The sequence below is a fragment of the Arcicella sp. BE140 genome, assembly GCF_031456255.1.
GTDB classification, from domain to species: domain Bacteria; phylum Bacteroidota; class Bacteroidia; order Cytophagales; family Spirosomataceae; genus Arcicella; species Arcicella aquatica.
Genome location: NZ_JAVDUE010000021.1, coordinates 71892 through 92863 on the forward strand (window position 1 = coordinate 71892; position 20972 = coordinate 92863).

Annotated in this window: 15 protein-coding genes; 10 read left to right on the forward strand and 5 right to left on the reverse strand. The window is 37.2% G+C overall.

The annotated features are described in order from the left end of the window. The first annotated feature begins 71 nt into the window (after positions 1 to 71). The 3 genes from J2Y60_RS22280 to J2Y60_RS22290 are packed head-to-tail and all read left to right on the forward strand — an operon-like array spanning position 72 to position 2821. Positions 72 to 1442 (forward strand): DEAD/DEAH box helicase, encoded by a 1371-nt coding sequence (locus tag J2Y60_RS22280; protein WP_309923672.1) that lies wholly within the window; start codon positions 72 to 74, stop codon positions 1440 to 1442. Positions 1443 to 1476: 34 nt separating this feature from the next. Further along, entirely contained in the window at positions 1477 to 2163 is a 687-nt protein-coding gene (locus J2Y60_RS22285) for a hypothetical protein (RefSeq protein WP_309923674.1), read from the forward strand. After that, complete coding sequence (locus tag J2Y60_RS22290; RefSeq protein ID WP_309923676.1) at positions 2123 to 2821, forward strand: DNA alkylation repair protein; 699 nt, start codon at positions 2123 to 2125, stop codon at positions 2819 to 2821. The genes J2Y60_RS22285 and J2Y60_RS22290 overlap by 41 nt, the downstream gene beginning before the upstream one ends. Here J2Y60_RS22290 and J2Y60_RS22295 read toward each other — a convergent pair whose 3' ends face one another. The 4 genes from J2Y60_RS22295 to nirB all read right to left on the reverse strand — a co-directional run bounded on the left by J2Y60_RS22295 (position 2822) and on the right by nirB (position 8174). Next, positions 2822 to 3466, reverse strand: coding sequence for a response regulator transcription factor (locus J2Y60_RS22295; RefSeq protein WP_309923678.1), 645 nt, complete (start codon positions 3464 to 3466; stop codon positions 2822 to 2824). A 130-nt stretch (positions 3467 to 3596) separates the two neighbouring features. Beyond that, complete coding sequence (locus tag J2Y60_RS22300) at positions 3597 to 5075, reverse strand: ATP-binding protein (protein WP_309923680.1); 1479 nt, start codon at positions 5073 to 5075, stop codon at positions 3597 to 3599. A gap of 164 nt (positions 5076 to 5239) precedes the next feature. Then, on the reverse strand, positions 5240 to 5587 hold the full coding sequence (nirD, locus tag J2Y60_RS22305; protein WP_309923682.1) for a nitrite reductase small subunit NirD: 348 nt from the start codon (positions 5585 to 5587) through the stop codon (positions 5240 to 5242). Positions 5588 to 5666: 79 nt separating this feature from the next. Next, a complete protein-coding gene (nirB, locus tag J2Y60_RS22310; protein WP_309923684.1) occupies positions 5667 to 8174 on the reverse strand; it encodes a nitrite reductase large subunit NirB in 2508 nt (835 codons plus the stop codon). Positions 8175 to 8572: 398 nt separating this feature from the next. Here nirB and cobA point away from each other — a divergent pair, with 398 nt between their 5' ends. The 7 genes from cobA to J2Y60_RS22345 all read left to right on the forward strand — a co-directional run bounded on the left by cobA (position 8573) and on the right by J2Y60_RS22345 (position 20163). Then, positions 8573 to 9331, forward strand: coding sequence for a uroporphyrinogen-III C-methyltransferase (gene cobA / locus J2Y60_RS22315; protein ID WP_309923686.1), 759 nt, complete (start codon positions 8573 to 8575; stop codon positions 9329 to 9331). 345 nt (positions 9332 to 9676) lie between these two features. Beyond that, the gene (locus J2Y60_RS22320) at positions 9677 to 10972 is read left to right on the forward strand and encodes an MFS transporter (protein WP_309923688.1); all 1296 of its coding nucleotides are present in this window, start codon (positions 9677 to 9679) and stop codon (positions 10970 to 10972) included. 236 nt (positions 10973 to 11208) lie between these two features. Continuing rightward, the gene (locus J2Y60_RS22325; protein ID WP_309923691.1) at positions 11209 to 12828 is read left to right on the forward strand and encodes a hypothetical protein; all 1620 of its coding nucleotides are present in this window, start codon (positions 11209 to 11211) and stop codon (positions 12826 to 12828) included. A gap of 248 nt (positions 12829 to 13076) precedes the next feature. Beyond that, positions 13077 to 14285: a CmpA/NrtA family ABC transporter substrate-binding protein gene (locus J2Y60_RS22330; RefSeq protein ID WP_309923693.1), complete on the forward strand. Its 1209-nt coding sequence runs from the start codon at positions 13077 to 13079 to the stop codon at positions 14283 to 14285. 73 nt (positions 14286 to 14358) lie between these two features. Further along, on the forward strand, positions 14359 to 15147 hold the full coding sequence (ntrB, locus tag J2Y60_RS22335; protein ID WP_309923695.1) for a nitrate ABC transporter permease: 789 nt from the start codon (positions 14359 to 14361) through the stop codon (positions 15145 to 15147). A gap of 52 nt (positions 15148 to 15199) precedes the next feature. Beyond that, complete coding sequence (locus J2Y60_RS22340) at positions 15200 to 16057, forward strand: ABC transporter ATP-binding protein (protein WP_309923698.1); 858 nt, start codon at positions 15200 to 15202, stop codon at positions 16055 to 16057. Between the two features lie 476 nt (positions 16058 to 16533). Beyond that, positions 16534 to 20163 (forward strand): molybdopterin-dependent oxidoreductase, encoded by a 3630-nt coding sequence (locus J2Y60_RS22345; RefSeq protein ID WP_309923700.1) that lies wholly within the window; start codon positions 16534 to 16536, stop codon positions 20161 to 20163. A gap of 102 nt (positions 20164 to 20265) precedes the next feature. Here the strand turns inward: J2Y60_RS22345 and J2Y60_RS22350 are convergent, their stop codons facing one another. Then, positions 20266 to 20664 (reverse strand): hypothetical protein, encoded by a 399-nt coding sequence (locus J2Y60_RS22350; protein WP_309923703.1) that lies wholly within the window; start codon positions 20662 to 20664, stop codon positions 20266 to 20268. Positions 20665 to 20972 lie beyond the last annotated feature (308 nt).

Genomic DNA, 20972 nt, shown 5'->3' on the forward strand with positions numbered 1-20972 from the left:
TTCGTACCTTTGTAAATGTTTTCAGCAAAAGCTATCGTCAGAAAGCTGACGACAGTTAACGTTTACAAATTATGACATTCGAAGATTTTCAACTCAATCGCCAATTATATAATGCCATCGAAGAAGCTGGCTATCAAGCACCTACGCCTATTCAAGAGCAAGCTATTCCATTAGTAATGGGTGGGCACGATGTACTAGGAATTGCCCAAACAGGTACAGGAAAAACAGCTGCTTATCTATTACCCATCCTGATGAAGGTAAAGTATGCCCAAGGCAAAATGATGCGTGTATTAATCCTTGCTCCTACCCGCGAACTGGTGATGCAAATAGATGAAGCCGTAAAACAATTGGCCAAATATACAGATATTCGTCATATCGCTTTATTTGGTGGATTAGGACCTAAAACGCAGATAGAAGCCTTACAAGCAGGTGTGGATATCGTGATTGCTACACCTGGTAGATTTATGGATTTATACCTAAAAGGCGAGATTGGCGTAAAAGAATTAAAAACATTGGTATTAGACGAAGCTGATAAAATGATGGATATGGGCTTTATGCCACAAATCCGTAAGATTTTAGAGGTAATCCCTTCGAAGAAGAGACAAAACCTATTGTTTTCGGCTACTTTTCCACCACGAGTAGAGAACCTTTCACACGAATTTCTTGAATTTCCGCATAAAGTTGAAGTGAGCCCGCAAGCTACTACAGCAGATATGGTAAAACAGCGTTTGTTTGAAGTGCCCAACTTCATGACCAAAATTAACCTGTTGGGTATGTTGATGCGTGACCACGAAACATTTAACAGAACAATTATTTTTTGCAGAAGTAAAGAGATTGCCGATAATATTTTTAAATACTTAGGTAGAAAAGTAGTTGGAGAAAACAAAATTAGGGTGATTCATGCCAACAAGGGGCAAAATACCAGAATAAACTCGATGGAAGACTTCAAGGAAGGAAACATTCAGGTATTGGTAGCAACCGATGTGGCAGCTCGAGGAATTGATATTCAGATGGTAAGCCATGTAGTGAATTTTGATGTGCCTTTAATTTATGAAGATTATGTACACCGTATTGGTCGTACAGGTCGTGCAAACAACAAAGGCGAAGCTATCACTTTCATGACAGAAGCGGAGGAATATCATATTGGTAAAATAGAGAAGATTATTAAAATGCCGATACCTCGTGAACCACTACCTGCCGAGCTAGAAGTATTGCAAACACCATTTGTTGAAAAACAGATTATGTTGCGTGAAATAGATGAGCAGAAAAAACGCGAAGACCCAGATTTCAAAGGGGCTTTCCATGAGAAGAAAGACCATAAAGTAAAAGCAAAACAAAAGGAAGTTAAAAATAAAAAACTACACATATCTTCAGGAAAGGATGCTCGTAAAAAGGCTTTTGGCAAAACCAAACGAGAAGACCCGAGAAGAGGAAGAAGATAATAAAAATGTTAGTTTCGGAATAAAATTTAACTAAATGATACCAACACCATCAAAAACTATTATAGCCCATACAGAGTTTGAAGAGAAAGTAAAAAACCTATTCAAGGTCTTTGAAAATGATAAAACACTGTTCTTTTCGGTAAGTTATTTGCTTTTGACGGCTATCGGAATGATTTTTAGTGGTGCTTATTTTCTGATATTTGATATTAATATTTTAGATTATTCACAAGTAAGTGATTTTATCCTAATTGCATTCAAAGACCCCTTTTATTTGCTATTTACTATAATGACGGTCATTTTAATCGTTTCTATTTACTACCTAAATAAATGGTTGATGATTAAGTTCCCCAAATTTTTTATTAGACAAGAAGAAAAATTTTGGACTAGATGGTTTAAACAAACAGGGAGTTATTATTTCTGGAGCTATATGATGGTATTGCTATTATATATTCCCGAGTCGGCTTATATTTATGCACGCTATAAAAGCAAAGAAATAAAAGCAGGAAAAGGTCAAACTGTACAAATATATTATAATTCAGGGCCACAGACGATAAAAGATTCATTTCCAACACTGGTGGGAACTACGAGTAATTTCATTTTTTTGTATTATCCCAAAACCAAATCTACCGAAATAGTCCCTTTTAATAATGTCAGTAAAATTGTAATAATAGATTCTAGCCATGTTAGTAAAGCTAAAACAAGCACTCTTGAACCTCGCTAAACCTGAAAGGGCTATACAAACGGCTCGTTTCTTCAAAACAGGAAAAGGACAATATGGCGAAGGCGATATTTTTATCGGTATTACTAATCCAGAAGTCCGTTCGTTGGTAAAAGAGTTCTGGAAAACAATTAGTCTGGCCGATATACAGCTTTTGCTAAATGATGACATCCACGAATTTAGGTTTACAGGATTGATGATACTGGTAGAACAATTCGAGAAGGCAAATGAAGAGAAAAGGACAGAAATAGTTGATTTCTATTTGAATAATCTCCCTAAAATCAATAATTGGGATTTGGTAGATTGTTCGTGCTATAAAATATTAGGCGTGTATCTATTGGATAAAGACCGACAGGTATTGTATGATTTAGCCAATAGTAAGCATTTGTGGACTGAAAGAATAGCTGTAGTTTCTACAATGGCTTTTATCAGAAAAGGGCAATTTTTAGACTGTTTCCGACTATCAGAGCTTTTTCTCACACATCCACACGACTTGATGCACAAGGCCTGTGGATGGATGTTACGTGAGATTGGTAAACGAGATGAGTTGGCTTTGGAAGAATTTTTGGAAGAACACCTCACAAAAATGCCAAGAACCATGTTGCGTTATGCCATTGAACGAATGGACGAAAACAAACGCTTGTCGTATTTAAAGCGATAACTAGCCAATAGCCATCTTCACTAAATCAGCTGTGTTTTTGGCTTTTGTTTTCTTCATCATATTAGCACGGTGGTTATCAACCGTACGAATACTTAAAAACAACTTATCGGCAATTTCTCGGCTATTATAGCCTTGTACAATATGTTCAAGAATTTGTTTTTCTTTCGGAGTAATTTTTTGGAATATTGGTCTGCTAGTATCTGGTTGGTTTCCAGAAGTTTTAGAAAGCAGTTCGTCGATAATGACCTCTGAAATTTCAGGTGGAAAATACTTTCTTCCTTCAGCTACCACATTAATGGCCCGCATAAGTTCGTCTTTGCCAGTATCTTTTAATAAATAACCACTTGCCCCATTTTCAACCGAATTAATAATATATTCACGGTTGTTGTGCATTGAGAATATAAGGATTTTTACTTCGGGATATTCTTCCGAAATAATTTTTGCTGCTTCTATACCAGTCATTTTGGGCATCGTCAAATCCAGAATCACTACATTTGGCGACAAAGCTTTTATTTTCTCGATAGCATCTAGCCCATCAGACGCTTCTCCGATTACTTTAACACTTTCTTCGTCTTCCAACAGCATTTTCATGCCTTTCCTGACAACGTCGTGGTCATCTGCTAATAATACGGTAATTGGGTTCATAATTTTTAATTGATTATATACAGACAGTGATTTTTAAAGATAAAGTTTTTAAAAATACTTAGTACCAAAATTTAAGTAATGCTTGAGAATATGAATTTATTAATTTTTTTTAAGATATTCAACCTCTCTCTTACGCTACCCTTTCGGTATTTTTTTTCCGTTTGCTAGTTAGTTTGTTGTTTACTCCAATAGGAATACTCACAATGATGTTTGTTCCTCTTCCTACTTTTGATTGTATTTTGCACGAGCCATTCAACAATTCGGCCCTTGTTTGCATATTTTTTAAACCACTACCACCCAACGTTTTTCGGATAGCTGGTAAGTCGAAACCAATGCCATTGTCAGAAATAGTCAATCGAATAGAACCCTCATTCTCCGCTATTTCTACTTGTATTTTTTCCGACTTTGAATATTTTACTGCATTATGAATCGCCTCTTGGGTAATTCTATAAAGACACACTTCCAAATTTTCTGGTAAGCGTTGTATTTTTTTCTCTTGAAATTCAATACTAATTCCCGACATTTTGGCTACCTGTTCCGTTAAAATTCGGATAGCAGGCGTAACGCCAAAATCACTTAACACAGAGGGTGCTAAGTTGAAAGCTACTGTTCGGGTGGCTTCAATGGTTTCTTGAATTAGTTTTTGTAATTCTTCAAACGATTTATCCTGCTTAGGATTAATGAATGAAAAGCTTTTTACTTTTTCACCATGCAATCTTAAACCCGTTAACATTTGCCCGATGCCATCGTGCAATTCGCGGGCTAATCTTTTACGCTCCATTTCCTGCCCTTCCATCAATGATGCCGAACGAACCTTCTCTTCTGCTAGTTGTAGTTTGAATTTCTCTTCAGTTGCTTGCACTAAAGCCTGTTGGGTTTGTAGAAGCCTTTCATTGGTTAGGCGTAATTCACTTTCAGAGTCCGTCAGTTTTTTAATGACAATTCGAATATAATTAGCAATCGGACGGAAGATGATGATTCCTTCCAAAATAAGAATACTAAATAAAACAAGGAATAAAAACAGCTCTATGTTTTTGGTCAAATCAACCCTTGATCTTGATTCTAAATCGTACTGAAAAACGATTTTGTTCATCATTTTCAAGAAAAGTCTTTCGTTCACCAATACTTGATTCAAAGCAGCTTTCATCGCTTCGTCCTGATTCGCCACAGGTTTATCGATATGCTCGCTGATTAATTGCGCATTCGTGAGTATGGTCTGAAAGATAGGGTCTATCTCTCTGAACATACTATCAATCACTGGGCTATTCCTTACTGTATATGCTTTGCCGTCTGTTGTTAGGTTTTTATTCTTTAGACCCTCGTGGCTTTGCTTCCATAAGGTAATAATTTCCTTAATATCTTGTGAATAATGCTCAGCATCAGCCTGAAAAATATCTGGTCGACACAACAAAATAGCCGTTTTAGAAAGCCGCTGGCTCAACATCCGTTGTCTCCCTGCAATATTCACCACATGTGAATCATCAATCAACGAATTCAGAAATACTTGAATAATAATTTGTCCAGACATAGACAGCAACGCCACCATCGTGAGGGCAATCACATAGAGGCGAGTGAGTCTGTTGAAAATTTGACTATCAAGTGGCTTCATAACTTGAAATATACCAAACTTTCGGAAAAAATCATTTATAGTTTTCAAGTAATTTGTTGATTATGAGATTGTTGAAAAATTTTCTTTGAAAAATCATGTATTGAAATTTTACAAATTGATATTTTGCAAGTTTTTGCGAATATCAATTTGTAAAATCTTCGATACTATACCCCAACATACACTTGCCCGTCTGCTATTTTCACAGGGTAAGTTTTAATCGTGTATTCATCTCCACTCAAGCATTCTCCTGTTTGTAACGAGAACGTTTTTTTATGAAAAGGACAAGCTACTTTCGGTTCATTATTTGCCCCTGTTGAGCCTATCATTCCCCTCGAAAGAGCCATTTGTTGGCGGTGTGGGCATTGGTTTTGGGTAGCATACCACTCACCACGACGCGAAAAATTATAAATAGCTATTTGCTCGCCTTCAATAAGGGCACAAGCTCCTCCGTTTTCTGGTATATCTTCAATATTGCACGCTACGTGCCAAGTTATTGTTTCTTCTGCTATCATTGTTATATGTATGATTGAGGTTTGAATGAGCTTAATAAGTTTGTTTGAACTTATCAGCCCATAAAACGTTAAACTTCATTTACTTCCACTCCGCTGCTTTGATTTGCTCACGCATTGGCTCAAATCTAGCATAAGGGTCTTTCATTTTAGGAGCATTCACAAAGTGTGTAAAACGCTTACGTAGCTCTGGGCTGTTTACTACTTCTTTCCATTCGCATTTATAAGCATCTACCAAAAATTGCATTTCTTGTTCAAACTGGCTGTTCATACCAAGGGCATCATCAATCACCACGGATTTTAAATAATTAATGCCCCCTTCCATTTTGTCCAGCCACGGAGCAGTTCGGGTAAGTGGTTCAGCTGTTTTGATATAGAACATCAAGAAACGGTCGATGTATTTTAAACAAGTTTCCGAATCAATATCAGTAGCCAATAGTTCAGCATGACGAGGTTTTACACCACCATTCCCACATACATATAAATTCCATCCCTTCTCAGTAGCGATAATCCCAAAGTCTTTTGATTGCGCTTCGGCACATTCACGTGTACAGCCAGAAACAGCCGATTTTAGCTTGTGTGGCGAACGCAAACCACGATAACGTTCTTCTACCTCAATTGAAAATGAAACGGCATCCTGTACGCCAAAACGACACCAAGTAGAACCCACGCAAGATTTGACAGTTCTCAACGATTTCCCATAAGCATGACCCGACTCGAAACCAGCATTCACTAGCTCTTCCCAGATGTCTGGTAAATCACTTACGTGCGCACCGAATAAATCTATTCTTTGTCCACCCGTAATTTTTGTATAGAGGTTGTATTTCTGAGCTACCTGTCCGATTACAATTAATTTCTCAGGCGTAATTTCTCCCCCTGGAATTCTAGGTACTACCGAGTACGTACCATTTTTCTGGATATTGGCTAAGTAACGGTCGTTTGAATCTTGAACAGTGGCATTGCCTCTTTCCAAAATCATCTCATTCCATAAACTGGCAATGATAGATGCCACCGCGGGTTTACAAACTTCGCAACCATCTCCCCTGCCCAAATGATCTAATACATCATTATAGGTTTTATAGCCTTTTATTTTAACGAGGTCGAATAATTCTTGGCGAGTATAATCAAAATGTTCGCAAAGAATATTTCTTACAAAAACACCTTGCGACTTCATCGTTTCATTAATCAAGTCTTTCACCATTGGCACACAACCACCACAACCCGTACCCGCCTTTGTACATTTTTTGATGCCATCAAGCGTAGTTACTTTATTCTCGATGATTTCGTGACAAATGTTTCCTTTCGTTACGGCTTCACATGAACAAATCAACGCTTCGTCTGGTAAAGCCATCACTCCCGAACTAGCACTTTCTGCACCGCCTCTTGAACCCAACATCAAATCTTCAGGGTCGGCAGGTAAAAGCACCTTGTTTTTAGTGTTTTGCAACAACATATTGTATTGCTCGGCATCACCTACCAAAATTCCTCCTAACAAATACTTGCCATCGTTTGAAATATTGATTCTCTTATAAACACCTTTGGCAGTATTTTCAAATACGATAGTTTGGGCATTAGGCTCTTGAATAAAAGCATCACCAAAACTTGCTACGTCGATACCAATTAATTTTAGTTTAGTCGACATATCAAATGGCTTGAACTCTTTTTCGCCACCAATGATAGACGTTGCTACAACTTCGGCCATTTCGTAACCAGGCGCTACCAATCCATAAATCATGTGGTGTGCCAGAGCACATTCGCCAATCGCAAAAATATTTGGATCGGAAGTTTGTAGTTTATCATTGACAATAATACCTCCACGTGAACCTACTTCTAGTCCTGCTATTTTGGCAACTTCATCACGAGGCTTAATTCCTGCTGAAATCACCAACATATCTACCTCCAACTTAGAACCATCAGCAAATGCCATCCCTTCAATGATTCCATTTCCGACAATTTCCTGAGTATTTTTATTTAGATGAATCTGTAATCCTAATGCTTCTAGTTTTGTTTGAAGAGTTTTAGAACCAGCTTCATCTATTTGCCTTGGCATCAGCCTTGGGGCAAATTCTATTACATGTGTTTCCTCTAAACCTAAATCTAATAAAGCCTTGGCGGCTTCTAGCCCCAATAAGCCACCACCAATTACTGCTCCTTTTTTAGCAGTTTTGGCATGTGCTTGCATCAAATCCAAATCCTCAATGGTTCTATAAACAAATACGCCATCTTTTTCTACCCCCGGTATGGGTGGCACAAATGCCGCAGAACCAGTGGCTAATACCAAGTAATCGTAGTTTACTACAATACCATGGTGCGACCGTACCGTTTGCTCATCTTTATCAATATCTACAACTGGGTCGGAAAGGTATAGTGTTATACCATTTTCTGTGTACCAACTGCTTGGTGCCATTGTTAAATCATCAGCCGTTTTACCAGCGAAGTATTCAGACAAATGTACACGGTCGTAAGCGGGGCGAGACTCTTCGCCAAAAACGACCAAATCAAAACTTTTAGACACATCTTTTGAAATAAGTTTTTCGCAAAACTTATAACCGACCATGCCGTTCCCCACTACGACAATTTTCTTTTTCATAAATGATACAAGATTATGATTTATACTTTTAATGATTAATACTTATACAAAAAGCTTTGATGTTTTCAGTTATGTAGATGCTGACTAAGTATTTATTTTATATCATATCAAGGATGTTGGTGTGTTTTACAAAATTGAGTATTTATAACTATTTTTAGAAAAAATATGATTATGAATAATTGCACTTTAAATATAAACCTATTTTTAATTAAAATACGTAAAAATGCTTATTTCGTGTTCAAATTTAAACCTATTTTTTATGATTTTGCAAATTTTTTGAGAAAATTAATAATTTTTAAAACTTTTATTTTGATTATTAACAATTATATGCAATGTTTGTATCGAAATCACAACTAAGTATTTATAATCATTATTGTTCAGGTATAAAATACTAAAATATGAATATTCCAAGATTAACTTTAATTGGTGCCGGCCCCGGAGACATAGAGCTTATTACAGTAAAGGGTATTCGTGCAATTAAATCGGCGGATGTAGTATTATATGATGCACTTGCCAATGAAGAATTATTGGAGTTTGCTCATCCTAAAGCACTTCGTATTTATGTAGGAAAACGCTTAGGGAAATATGTTTATACACAAGAAGAGATTAATCAAAAAATAGTAAGCTTGGCCTTAGAGTACGGTCATGTAGTGAGGTTGAAAGGTGGAGACCCGTATGTATTTGGAAGAGGTTTTGAAGAAGTAGAATATGCTCGGAATTTTAATATTGAATGTGAAGTAGTATCAGGCGTGACATCGGCCATTGCCGCACCAGCCTCCATCGGCATTCCAGTAACAACAAGAGGTTTTTCAGAAAGTTTTTGGGTAATAACAGGAACAACAAAATCAGGAGAATTATCAAAAGATATAGCATTAGCAACAAAGTCAAGTGCGACGGTAGTGATTTTAATGGGAATGAGTAAGCTGAATCAAATCTGTGACTTGTTCCAACAAAATGGTAAAGGCGAAACGCCCATAGCGATTATCCAGAATGGTACGCGTGAAAATGTAAATTTTGCTATTGGAACAGTATCTACTATTATGCCAATTGTGAAAGAACAGCAAATATCAAACCCTGCTGTGATTGTAATCGGTGAAGTGGTGAGTTTACACCCTTCATTTATCGAAAAGTTTAGTGATCAATGTGTTGTAAAGTAATTACTAAAAAAATTACCAGATAGTATTTTAGATTAAGAGTATTGTACGTTTTTTCTGAAATTCCGCTGTTTGAGCGAAGCGAGTCGGTTCGCCGATGCGATTCGGAATTTCTTGAATTTCTTTTGTTACTTTTCTTGTTTCAAGACAAGAAAAGTAAGTAGTGGCGAAAGGGTATTATCTTTTTTCGATACAAACCCAAAAATATTCTATTTACGTTAAAATTTTACATAATACAATTTTTTCTTCCCTTCAGCATCCGTTGAAAAAAGTCTATCGTGGGGGCGATAGATTTTACAAATCGGAGAAATTTTTAAGAAGATAATTTCTCTGTTTTAAAAAAAGGTTATGAAAAATATCAGTACAAACAAGCCGCTTGATGCTTTGAATGTATTTTCTTTCAAAGGCATTCAAATGCAAACATTTCACATTACTTGGCTTACTTTCTTTTTCTGTTTCTTTGGTTGGTTTGGAATCGCACCCTTAATGAAAATCGTGAAAGACGATTTAGGGTTAACAAAAGGTCAAATCGGGAACATCATTATTGCTTCAGTATCTGCCACTATTTTTGCACGTTTAATCATCGGTCGCCTATGCGATACACTAGGGCCAAGACTTACTTATACATGGTTATTAGCCATAGGCTCTATACCAGTAATGACCATCGGTTTGGCAAATAGTTATGAGTCATTTTTGCTTTTTAGGTTAGCCATTAGTGTCATTGGAGCATCGTTCGTCATTACGCAATATCACACCTCAGCAATGTTTGCACCAAGTATCAAAGGGACAGCTAACGCTGTAGCTGGAGGTTGGGGCAATCTTGGTGGAGGTGTAACCAATATGGTAATGCCATTGGTATTTGCGGCCTTTGTCGGAGCAGGATATGCCAATCATAATGCTTGGAGATTTGCCATGATAATTCCGGGAGTGATTTTGCTGATTATGTCTTTTGTTTACTATAAATTCACTCAGGATACACCTACAGGCAACTACGCTAATATTGAAAGAGAAGCAGTTCAAAAAGGCTCTTTCGCATCGGCAGCATCAGATTATCGTACTTGGATTTTGTTTTTAGCATACGGTGCTTGTTTTGGTATCGAAATTACATTTGATAACGTAGCAGCACTTTATTTTACTGAAAACTTCTCATGCGATTTAAAAACAGCAGGTTTATTAGCTGGCGCATTCGGATTTATGAATCTTTTTGCCAGAGCCATCGGTGGAATTGTGGCAGATAAAGTAGGGAAAGTGTACGGAATGAAAGGCAAGGGCTGGTTATTAGCAGGCTTGCTAGTGATGGAAGGCTTAGGAATTATGCTTTTTGCTCAGACAGGCTCAATAGGTTTTGCCGTAATAGCGATGTTGGGTTTTGCCATGTTTTTGAAAATGGCTAACGGAGCAACTTATGCCATTGTACCTTTTATCGATTCAAAAAATGTAGGTTCGGTAGCAGGTATAGTAGGTGCAGGAGGAAATTTAGGCGGTGTATTAGCAGGGTTTTTGTTCAAGTCAGAAACCATTACTTATGCAGAAGCATTCATTTATATTGGAATAAGTGTAGCGGTGATTGGGGGATTAACAGCACTTATTAAATTCGAGAAAAAGACTTTACCAGTAACAGAACAAACCCTAGAAATTGCTTAATCCTCTTTAAACCAATGTTGCAAGCAGTACGTGCTTGCAAACAATCGCTCAAAATTTTTGAGGAAACGTTTTTTGAAATATTGTATTAATTAACCATTCTAAAATAAGTAGAATTTTGAGTTGATGGTGGGGGCTATCGACTCAACATTAAAGAAAAACCCGAATGAGATGGGGGTCTCGATTCGGGCGAAATTGCGTAAACTCTGTTAAAATTTTTCACAATCAATCACAAAAGTATGAAAAAATCTTACATTTCTAAGCTTGCATTAGTCTTAATTTTGGGTGTTTATACCCAATTTGTCGCAAAAGCGCAATTCACTTTGCAAGGGCAAATGAGAACGCGTACAGAAGTACGTAATGGATTGGGAAATTTAGTCGCTAACGATGCTAAATCGGCAGCTTTTACTTCTCAAAGAACAAGATTAAACTTTGGTTATAAATGGGATAGAGTAACCTTTGGTGCTGCTATTCAAGATGTGCGTGTTTGGGGGCAAGATGCTTCTTCTATCTCTAATGGAGATGGTTTGAAACTAATGCTTCATGAAGGTTGGGCAGAAGTAACATTAGCTAACAAAGCCGATACAACCATTAAATTTAAATTAGTTGATTTATTGAGTATCAAAATTGGTCGCCAAGAATTGATTTATGATGATGTTCGTTTAATTGGTAACCTCGATTGGTTACAACAAGGTCGTAGACACGACATGGTATTGTTGAAAGGTGTACACCACGGCTGGCAGTTTGATATTGGGCTTGCTTATAATCAAAACTCAGATGCTTTTGGTGTTACTGGCACAGGCTATGTACCAGCGAACTTAAGTGCTACTACCAGAACATCAACAGGTGTTTTAGTGCCAACACCAGCAGGAATTATTCCTTTGACAGTAGGTGGCGGAATCGGAGCAAATTCAGTAAAAACAGGTGGTGCTTTGGCATGGGTAAACCCTCCATCAACCAATGGAGCCTCGCAAGACTATCAGTCTTTCAAAAGTGTTTACATTAGTCGTAAGTTTAACCAAACAAAGTTTTCTGGTTTATTCTTTCAAGACGATTTCAGTGCTTATCGCTTAGATTCTGTAGGGAGTGCCTCAACAGGATATGTGTATGGAAGAAGATTTGTTTCGTCGGGTGCTAGCGATGTATTCGATTATAGCCAGTCACGTAGCCGTACAACTTATGGTTTGATGATTAATCATACCATTGGTAATGCTTCTGGTTTCGGAAAAATCGCTTTACAAGGAGCCTACTACGGACAAACAGGCAAAGACCGCGAAGGAAATGACATGGATGCTTATCACTATACGTTGGCAGCCACTTATCAAAAAAGTAGATGGGCCTTTACATTAGGATATGATGTGCTTTCGGGCAACGATGGATCAAGTGCGACAAACAATTATAAAGGCTCGTCAGGAAAGAATAATCGTTTTGACCCATTATACGGAACACCACACAAACATTGGGGATATATGGATTACTTTTATGTAGGTACTAATTCGCCTGCTGGAGGTTTGAATAATGGATATTTTAAAGCAAAATACACGACGAATGTGCTAACAGTGGGAGCTGACTTTCACACATTTGCTTTAAACAAAGCAACGACAAAGGCCGATGGGACATTGGTAGGGACAGATTTAGGTAACGAGATAGATTTCACATTGAATTACAATATGAATAAGTTTACCAATCTTGAATTAGGCTATTCTGTAATGATGGCAACCGCCAATATGCCATTTGCTAAAGGACAAGCTACTACCGATGTTGCAGCGGCCAGTTTTAACAAAACTGGAACATGGTTTTATGCCATGATAAATATTCGTCCAGATTTCTTTTACGCTAAACCAGTAGCGATAAAATAATTAGTGGTTTAGTTAGTGAGTTAGTGAGTTAGTGAATTAGTGATTATTAAAAATAGATAATTATGTTGCTATTAAGCATTTTATATCTAGATGATGTCATTTTTGATTAAAAGACTACATGACAATATTTTAATCACAACTCACAACTCATCACTCACAATTCATCACTTATAATCACTCAATAACATCCCTTCTTGCTTCGATGGGGGTCGAAACAGGGAGTATTTACAATACTAAAACAAAAAAACATGAAAACTCTGTTAAAAAAATCAATCACTGTACTGTGTTTAATGGTACTTTCTGTGGCTGTTTCAGCCTCAGGAGTGAATCCACCAGCAAGAAAAATTAAGTTAGGATTTATTCCACTTACCGACTGTGCGCCACTTGTAGCAGCCAAAGAATTAGGGCTTTTTGCTAAATATGGCGTAGATGTAGAACTTTCAAAAGAAGCCTCTTGGGCTAATATTCGTGATAAAGTATTGAATGGTGAATTGGACGGTGCACACTGTTTGTTCTCAATGCCACTTTCTGTCTATACAGGCGTCGGTGGAAAAGCAGGGTCAGAGATGAAAATCGCCATGGTGTTGAATAATAACGGTCAGGCCATTACGCTTTCTAAAGATTTTTGTGGCTTAGTAGGCTACAAAGAAATGAACAAAGTAGCGGCAGCCATCAAAGACGTTAAGACTAGAAAAGAAGTAACCTTTGCCATGACTTTCCCAGGAGGAACACATGACATTTGGTTGAGAAACTGGTTAGCAGCCGCTGGTGTAAATCAAAAATCGGTAGGTATCATCACGATTCCACCGCCACAGATGGTTGCTAATATGCGGGTAGATAACATGGAAGGCTTTAGTGTTGGCGAACCTTGGAATGGTGTTGCGGCGGCTCAGAACGTTGGTTTTACACACATTGCTTCACAAGATATTTGGCAACATCACCCAGAAAAGGCGTTGGTAGTTAATTCAAAGTTTGCTGCTGAAGAGAAAGAAGATTTGAAAAAAGTAATGAAAGCTATTCTGGAAGCATGCAAATGGTTGGATAATATGGGCAATCGTAAAAAAGCGGCTAGCTGGTTAACGAAACCTTATTATGTAAATGCTCCGTTACAAGTAATTGAGGCACGTTTGTTAGGTTCAAGCGATTTAGGCTGTGAGTTGGGCGTGCAGAAATACAAAGGAGATTACATGACGTTTTATAACAATGGTGTTGTAAATACGCCTCATAAATCTCACGCCATGTGGTTTTTAGCACAATATGTTCGTTTTGGATATTTAAAAACAGAACCTAATTATAAAGCCATTGCTGAAAAATTGATTCTTGATGATTTGTTTGCAGAAGTAGCCAAAGAAATGAGCGTGCCTGTTCAGGTAGATATGAAGCCTTTCAAAACTACTTATGATGTTGTTTTCGACCCAGCTAATATCGACGATTACTTAAAAGCAACTAAAAAATAAAGTTTGTCAGCACTTATCGGTTGACTAAACTTTACAGATAGTTGACCGATAAGTGACAACAGACACCAAAATCATGAAATCAATTTCTATCAAAGATATAGCTATCAATACGCTTTATTTTTTGGCAAGTATGACCATCCTATTAGGAATATGGCATCTTATTTCAGTGATTACCAAGGCTGAAATTCCTAGTCCAGCCTCTACTTGGGTAGTTTTTAAAGAACTTATTGCAGACCCTTTTTATGATTACGGTCCTAATGATAAGGGCATAGGCATTCAATTATTAAGCTCTTTAGGAAGAGTATCAACAGGTTTTGCTTTAGGAAGCTTAATTGCCATTCCAATGGGTTTATTGATGGGTTCAACAAAAATTGGGATGAAATTATTGAACCCAATCGTTCAAATCCTTCGTCCAGTGTCACCTTTGGCTTGGTTTCCATTAGGTTTATTAGCCTTCAAGGCTTCAGATGGAGCTACTATTTTTATCATTGCTATTACCTCTTTATGGCCAACAGTTATTAATACCGCTTTTGGCGTATCAAGTATTCCAGACGACCATAAAAATGTAGGCAAAGCCTTTGGTTTTTCTAAATGGAAATACTTAACCAAGATAATGTTGCCTTTTGCCATTCCTCATATCATTACAGGCTTGCGTTTATCCATTGGTATTGCTTGGGTAGTGATTGTAGCGGGCGAAATGCTTTCGGGAGGCGTAGGAATTGGTTTTTTTGTATGGGATAGTTGGAATGGTCTTTCTTTAGAAAAAATTCTGGTAGCAATTTTGATTATCGGAACGGTCGGATTATTATTTGACAAAGCTTTCAATGGTTTGCAAAATGCATTCTCTTGGGACAAAAAGTAATCCGAAACTGTATTTTGAATATTCATTCTAACGTCAAAATCATTATTCCATCATGACTAACATATTAAATACAAGTCAGTTAGCTGATTCAGCCAACGATTTTCATAAAATAAGTAACCGTGAGACTGCTATCGACATCAAAAACGTAACAGTAGCATTCAAAGGAGCAAAAGGTACTTTTACAGCGGTAAAAGACATTAGCTTAACCGTAAAAAGAGGAGAAATAGTAGCCTTGATTGGTCACTCAGGATGTGGTAAATCAACCTTGATGAATACTATTTCGGGTATGGTAACACCATCATCTGGCGAAGTAATTGCCAATGGCAATATTGTAAAAGGTCCTGGTCCAGATAGAGGAATCGTTTTTCAAAACTATTCATTGCTTCCGTGGATGTCGGTTTACAAAAACATTTATGAAGCGGTAGATTCAGTTTTTAAAGATAAAAACTCGAAAGAGAAACACGAGATTGTTGATCATTTCATTCAAATGGTGAATTTAACACCTCATAAAGATAAATTACCAGGTCAGCTATCAGGAGGAATGAAACAGCGTGTAGCCATCGCTCGTGCTTTTGCTATCAATCCAAGTATCCTTTTGTTGGATGAACCTTTCGGTGCGTTAGATGCCCTGACCAAAGGTTCGATGCACATTGAATTATTGAAGCTTTGGAATTTGGATAATCGTAATAAAACCATTGTAATGGTTACGCATGATATTGAAGAGGCTATTTTCTTAGCTGATAAAGTGGTAGTAATGAACAATGGTCCAGCGGCAACAATTAAAAAAATTGTAGACATCAATTTGCAAAGACCTAGAAACAAAAAAGACATCACTCATGACCCTGAATATATCAGAGTCCACGATGAGTTACTGAGCTTATTGTTTGATAAGTTTTCTATAGAGGATTAAATAAAAAATCCCGAAGTTATTAGCTTCGGGATTTGTCCCTAATCCTTGGCGGAGGAGTGAAGGAGATAAGATTTTGGAATGGTTAAGTATTAATACAATCAAATTATATGATTAATTAAAAATTCCAAAATTGCCTTTTCACAGGCAAATTTGTGTAGCCTTTTTTCATTAGCGTTAGACAAATCTAAGTAACATAAGCCATTTTCGCAAATAAAAAAGAATAAAAATCATTTTACTTTTCAATGAGTGCTTTTTATTCATGATTGGTTCGGAAAAAATGTTTGAGATGCCGAAACAAAGTTTTTTAGATTAGCCTAAAAAGGTAAAAATATCACTATGTAAATTAAAACTTTAACTATATTAATAATATTGACACTAAAATACTTAGTTATAGGATCTTAAGTCCCTTATAAGTAGGATTATTCAAGGGACAGAAAAATTGAAATTAATGTGAATATTGTAAATCATCAGAAGCAATGAGCAGTAAATCGAATCTTAAAAAGTATAAATCTACCTGTTCTTACTGCGGGGTTGGATGCGGCGTTGAAGTAACTGATTTGGGCAACGGTAGGCTGAACCTTGAAGGAGACAAAGACCATCCTTCAAGCAAAGGAATGCTGTGTTCAAAAGGGATGAATTTACATTATACCGTAATGGATAAATCGGATAGATTGCTTTATCCTGAAATGAGGTTTAATAGAAATATGCCGCTACAAAGGGTTTCGTGGGACACAGCCTTAGACCGTACTGCTGCTATTTTTAAAACTTTTATCCAAAAATATGGTCCCGACTCTGTCGGTTTTTATGTTTCTGGACAATGCCTTACTGAAGAATACTACGTAATCAATAAGCTTATCAAAGGGTTTATTGGTTCTAATAATATTGATACTAATTCTCGTTTGTGTATGTCGTCGGCAGTAGTAGGGTATAAACTTACTTTGGGTGAAGACTCCGTACCTGTTTGTTATGATGATATAGAATTGGCAGATTGTTTTTTTGTGACGGGTGCTAATCCTGCATGGTGTCATCCTATTATTTGGCGTAGAGTAGAAGCGCACAAACAAGCAAACCCTGCGGTGAAAATAATTGTGGTTGACCCACGACGCACGCAAACAGCCTCTCAAGCAGATTTACACTTGCAACTCCAACCCGGAACAGATATTACATTGACCAATGCCATTGGAAGAGTATTAATTGAAAAAAATTGGATTGACCTAGATTTTATTACCAACAATACGGATGGCTTTGAGGCATATCAAACACAGGTAATGCAAAGGACGTTGGAAGAAGCGGCTGAGATTTGTGGTGTAGCTGTGGAAGACATTGAATTAGCAGCACAATATATTCACGAAGCCAAAGGCTTTTTGTCGATGTGGACAATGGGCTTGAACCAGTCTGTCGTGGGGGTGAATAAAAACCTGTCCTTGATAGATTTACATTTAATTACAGGTAAAATTGGCAAAGAAGGCAATGGCCCTTTCTCATTAACAGGACAGCCCAATGCGATGGGTGGTCGTGAAGTTGGCGGTTTGGCGAATATGTTACCTGCACACCGTGATTTATTAAATCCTACTCATCGTGATGAAGTACAGGCATTTTGGGGTGGAACAAAAATATCTGATAAACCGGGCTTTACCGCTACAGAAATGTTTGACGCTTTGGCAGAGGGGCGAATGAAAGCAATATGGGTCGTATGTACGAATCCGTTAGTAAGTATGCCAGATGTTACCTTGGTAGAAAAGGCTTTAGAAAAAGCCAAATTTGTGGTTGTTCAAGATATTTCAAGTCGTTCGGATACGTTAAAATATGCCGATGTAGTATTGCCTGCGGCAGCTTGGCTAGAAAAGGAAGGCACCATGACCAACTCGGAAAGACGCATTACTTATTTGCCTAAGATGGTGGATGCACCGGGCGAGGCAATGGCTGATACAGAAATTATTAATCTTTTCGCTAAAAAAATGGGCTTTGGCGACGCCTTTAATTACACTTCCCTTTCCGATGTTTATGACGAGCATTGTCGTTCAACCAAAGGAACAAACATTGATATTTCGGGGCTTAATTATGAGATTTTAAAAGAAAATCGAAGCGTTCAGTGGCCTTATCCATCGAATCAATTAGTAGGAAAAAATAGCTTTGAGAGAAACGAAGAAACAGCAGATTTTTCAAAAGATGTTGTGGCTTTACCAAAAACCCTAAGCTCAAATCTTGATAATCCTAATGTTGATGTTCGAGGAACAAAACGCTTGTTTACAGACGGCAAGTTCTACACCTTAAATCAAAAAGCAAAAATTCATGCGGTGCCAGATGAAAACAATTCTGAAAGCTTGAATGAAGATTTCCCCTTGATTATGACCACTGGTCGTATTCGTGACCAATGGCATACGATGACTAAAACGGGGAAAGTAAATAAACTAAATCAGCACATTTCACAGCCTTATCTGGAAATTCACCCAGAGGATGCACTAGCGAGACAGATTGTTGATAATCAAATTGTTGAAATAATAGGACGTAGAGGGAAAGCACAGGTAAAAGCAAAAATAACAACAGATATAAAGCAAGGAGTGTGTTTTATGCCGATGCACTTTGGTAAAATTTTAGGAAATGATTTTGGTCGAACCAACAATTTAACCAATAGTCTTTATGACCCACGTTCTAAAGAACCTGATTTTAAATTCACAGCCGTTGAGGTGCGTGCTTATGTAAAACCGCATGAAAAAATTATCATTATTGGTGCAGGTTCAGCAGGGTTAGGTTTTATCAAGTCGTATCGTGAATTGAATCAGACCGATGAAATCCATGTTTTTTCCAAAGAAATATATCCTTTTTATAACAGAGTAATGTTGCCTGATTACATTTCGGGCGCTCAAGACTGGTCTCAATTGGTAAAATTGCGTGAAGACCAGTTTGTGGAATCAAACATTCATGTTCATAAAGGCATAGAGGTAGTCAATATCGACCGCAAAAATAAGGTAATCGTAGATTCAGAAGGAAATGAGCATAATTACGACCGCCTGATTCTAGGCATGGGCTCAAGAGCATTTATGCCACCGTCGATTCCGAGGATTCCCGGCATATTCAATATGCGTTCTAGAATAGATGCAGATAGTTTAATGCCATTTTTAAAACAAGAAAATCCTCATGCTTTGATTGTTGGCGGAGGTTTATTGGGGCTTGAACTGGCCGCATCTTTGCGTGAAATGAACATCAAAGTGACCATTGTACAGCGTACAAGTCGTTTTATGGATAGACAGCTAGATCAATTAGGCTCGGAACTACTCACATCAGAAATCTTAAATTTGGGAATAGACATCTATTTCAACGACGAGGTCTCTGCATTGTATGGTACCGATAAATTTGAGGGTGTAAGATTAAAATCGGGTAGAAAAATCGATGCTCAGGTAGCAGTATTTGCGATTGGAACCTCACCTAATGTTGAGATTGCCCGTGCCGCAGGCATAGAAGTAAATCGTGGCGTTGTTGTAAACGACTATCTACAGACATCTGACGAAAGTATTTTTGCGGCTGGTGAAATTGCACAGTGGCGTGGACAAATGTGGGGTATTACAGCCGCCGCCGAACAACAAGCAGACGTAATTGCGAAATACATTGCAGGCGACTATGCTAGTTATTACAAAGGTTCGCTTTCGATGAATATCATGAAGATTCAAGGAGTTCAGCTTTGTTCATTAGGAATGATTGATACACCTAAATCACCCGAATATGAGGAAGTTATTTTTATAGATAAAGCCAAACGATATTACAAAAAATGTATTATCCACAAAGATAAATTGGTAGGAGCCATTCTGATTGGAGATAAATCTGAGTTTTTAGAATTCAAAGGGTTGATTGCTAACGAAATAGAGCTTTCGGATAAGCGTTTGGAATTATTGAGAAGTGGCAAAAAAGCTGACCCTGTAATGGGCAAATTAGTTTGTTCTTGTAATAATGTAGGCGAAGGCAATCTGAAAAATACCATTGCTGGTGGCTGTAAAGATTTTACAGCATTGTGTTCACAAACGGGGGCAGGCATGGGTTGTGGAAGTTGCAGACCCGAAGTAAGAGCAATTTTGGAAAATGCATTAAAGGAAGTATTGGCAGAAGCATAATATTGGGCATAAAAATAGGGAAGATATCGCTAGACATACTTCCCTAAATTCATTGTACAGAGGTTAAAATGCTGTTTTGCCATAGTCGTTAATGTTTTGAGATTAACGGATAGCTACAACTACGTCACGGTTTGTGATAAGGTTTGTTTTGATCTCAAAAGTTTTTGATTCAACAACGTTAACATTTTGGCTAATTACTTCGATAGTATATTTTCCATCAGCTAAGCTAGAGAAATCAAAAGTTTTAGCGAATTTACCACCTTTAGTATCAACATATTCACGGTGAATTTCGTTTTTGTCAGCATCAGTAACTACTACTACTACTTTTTTGCTAGCTACGTTATCTACCCAAACGTTGAAGCTTAATGAGTTATTTACTTGAGCAATTTTGCTTTTTACTAGGCTAGCAGATTCATCAAGATTTGAAGCGAATGTATTTACGTTTGATAAGCAAACCATAGTAACTGCTACGATAAATGCTTTAACTGTGTTCTTGTTCATGACTTTATTATTTAATTGTTATTAATGATGAAAGTTATTAAAAGGATAATTTGTATTTTTTTAAGATTTATTTTCAGTATCGAAAAGTATTTTCTATCTGGACGTCACTTAATAAAAGATGCTTTTGGTATGAAAATGAAATTGAATTTAATTTTCAACTCAGCTCTTAGAATTTTATTTGTGTCATTCATTTGACGATGTAAACTTATAAAAGGAATTTGATAACTCAATCATACAATGACAAGTTTTTTCACTTTTTCAAGAAAGTTCCTCTAAAAAAAATCATATTTATAGGAATAATACAATTT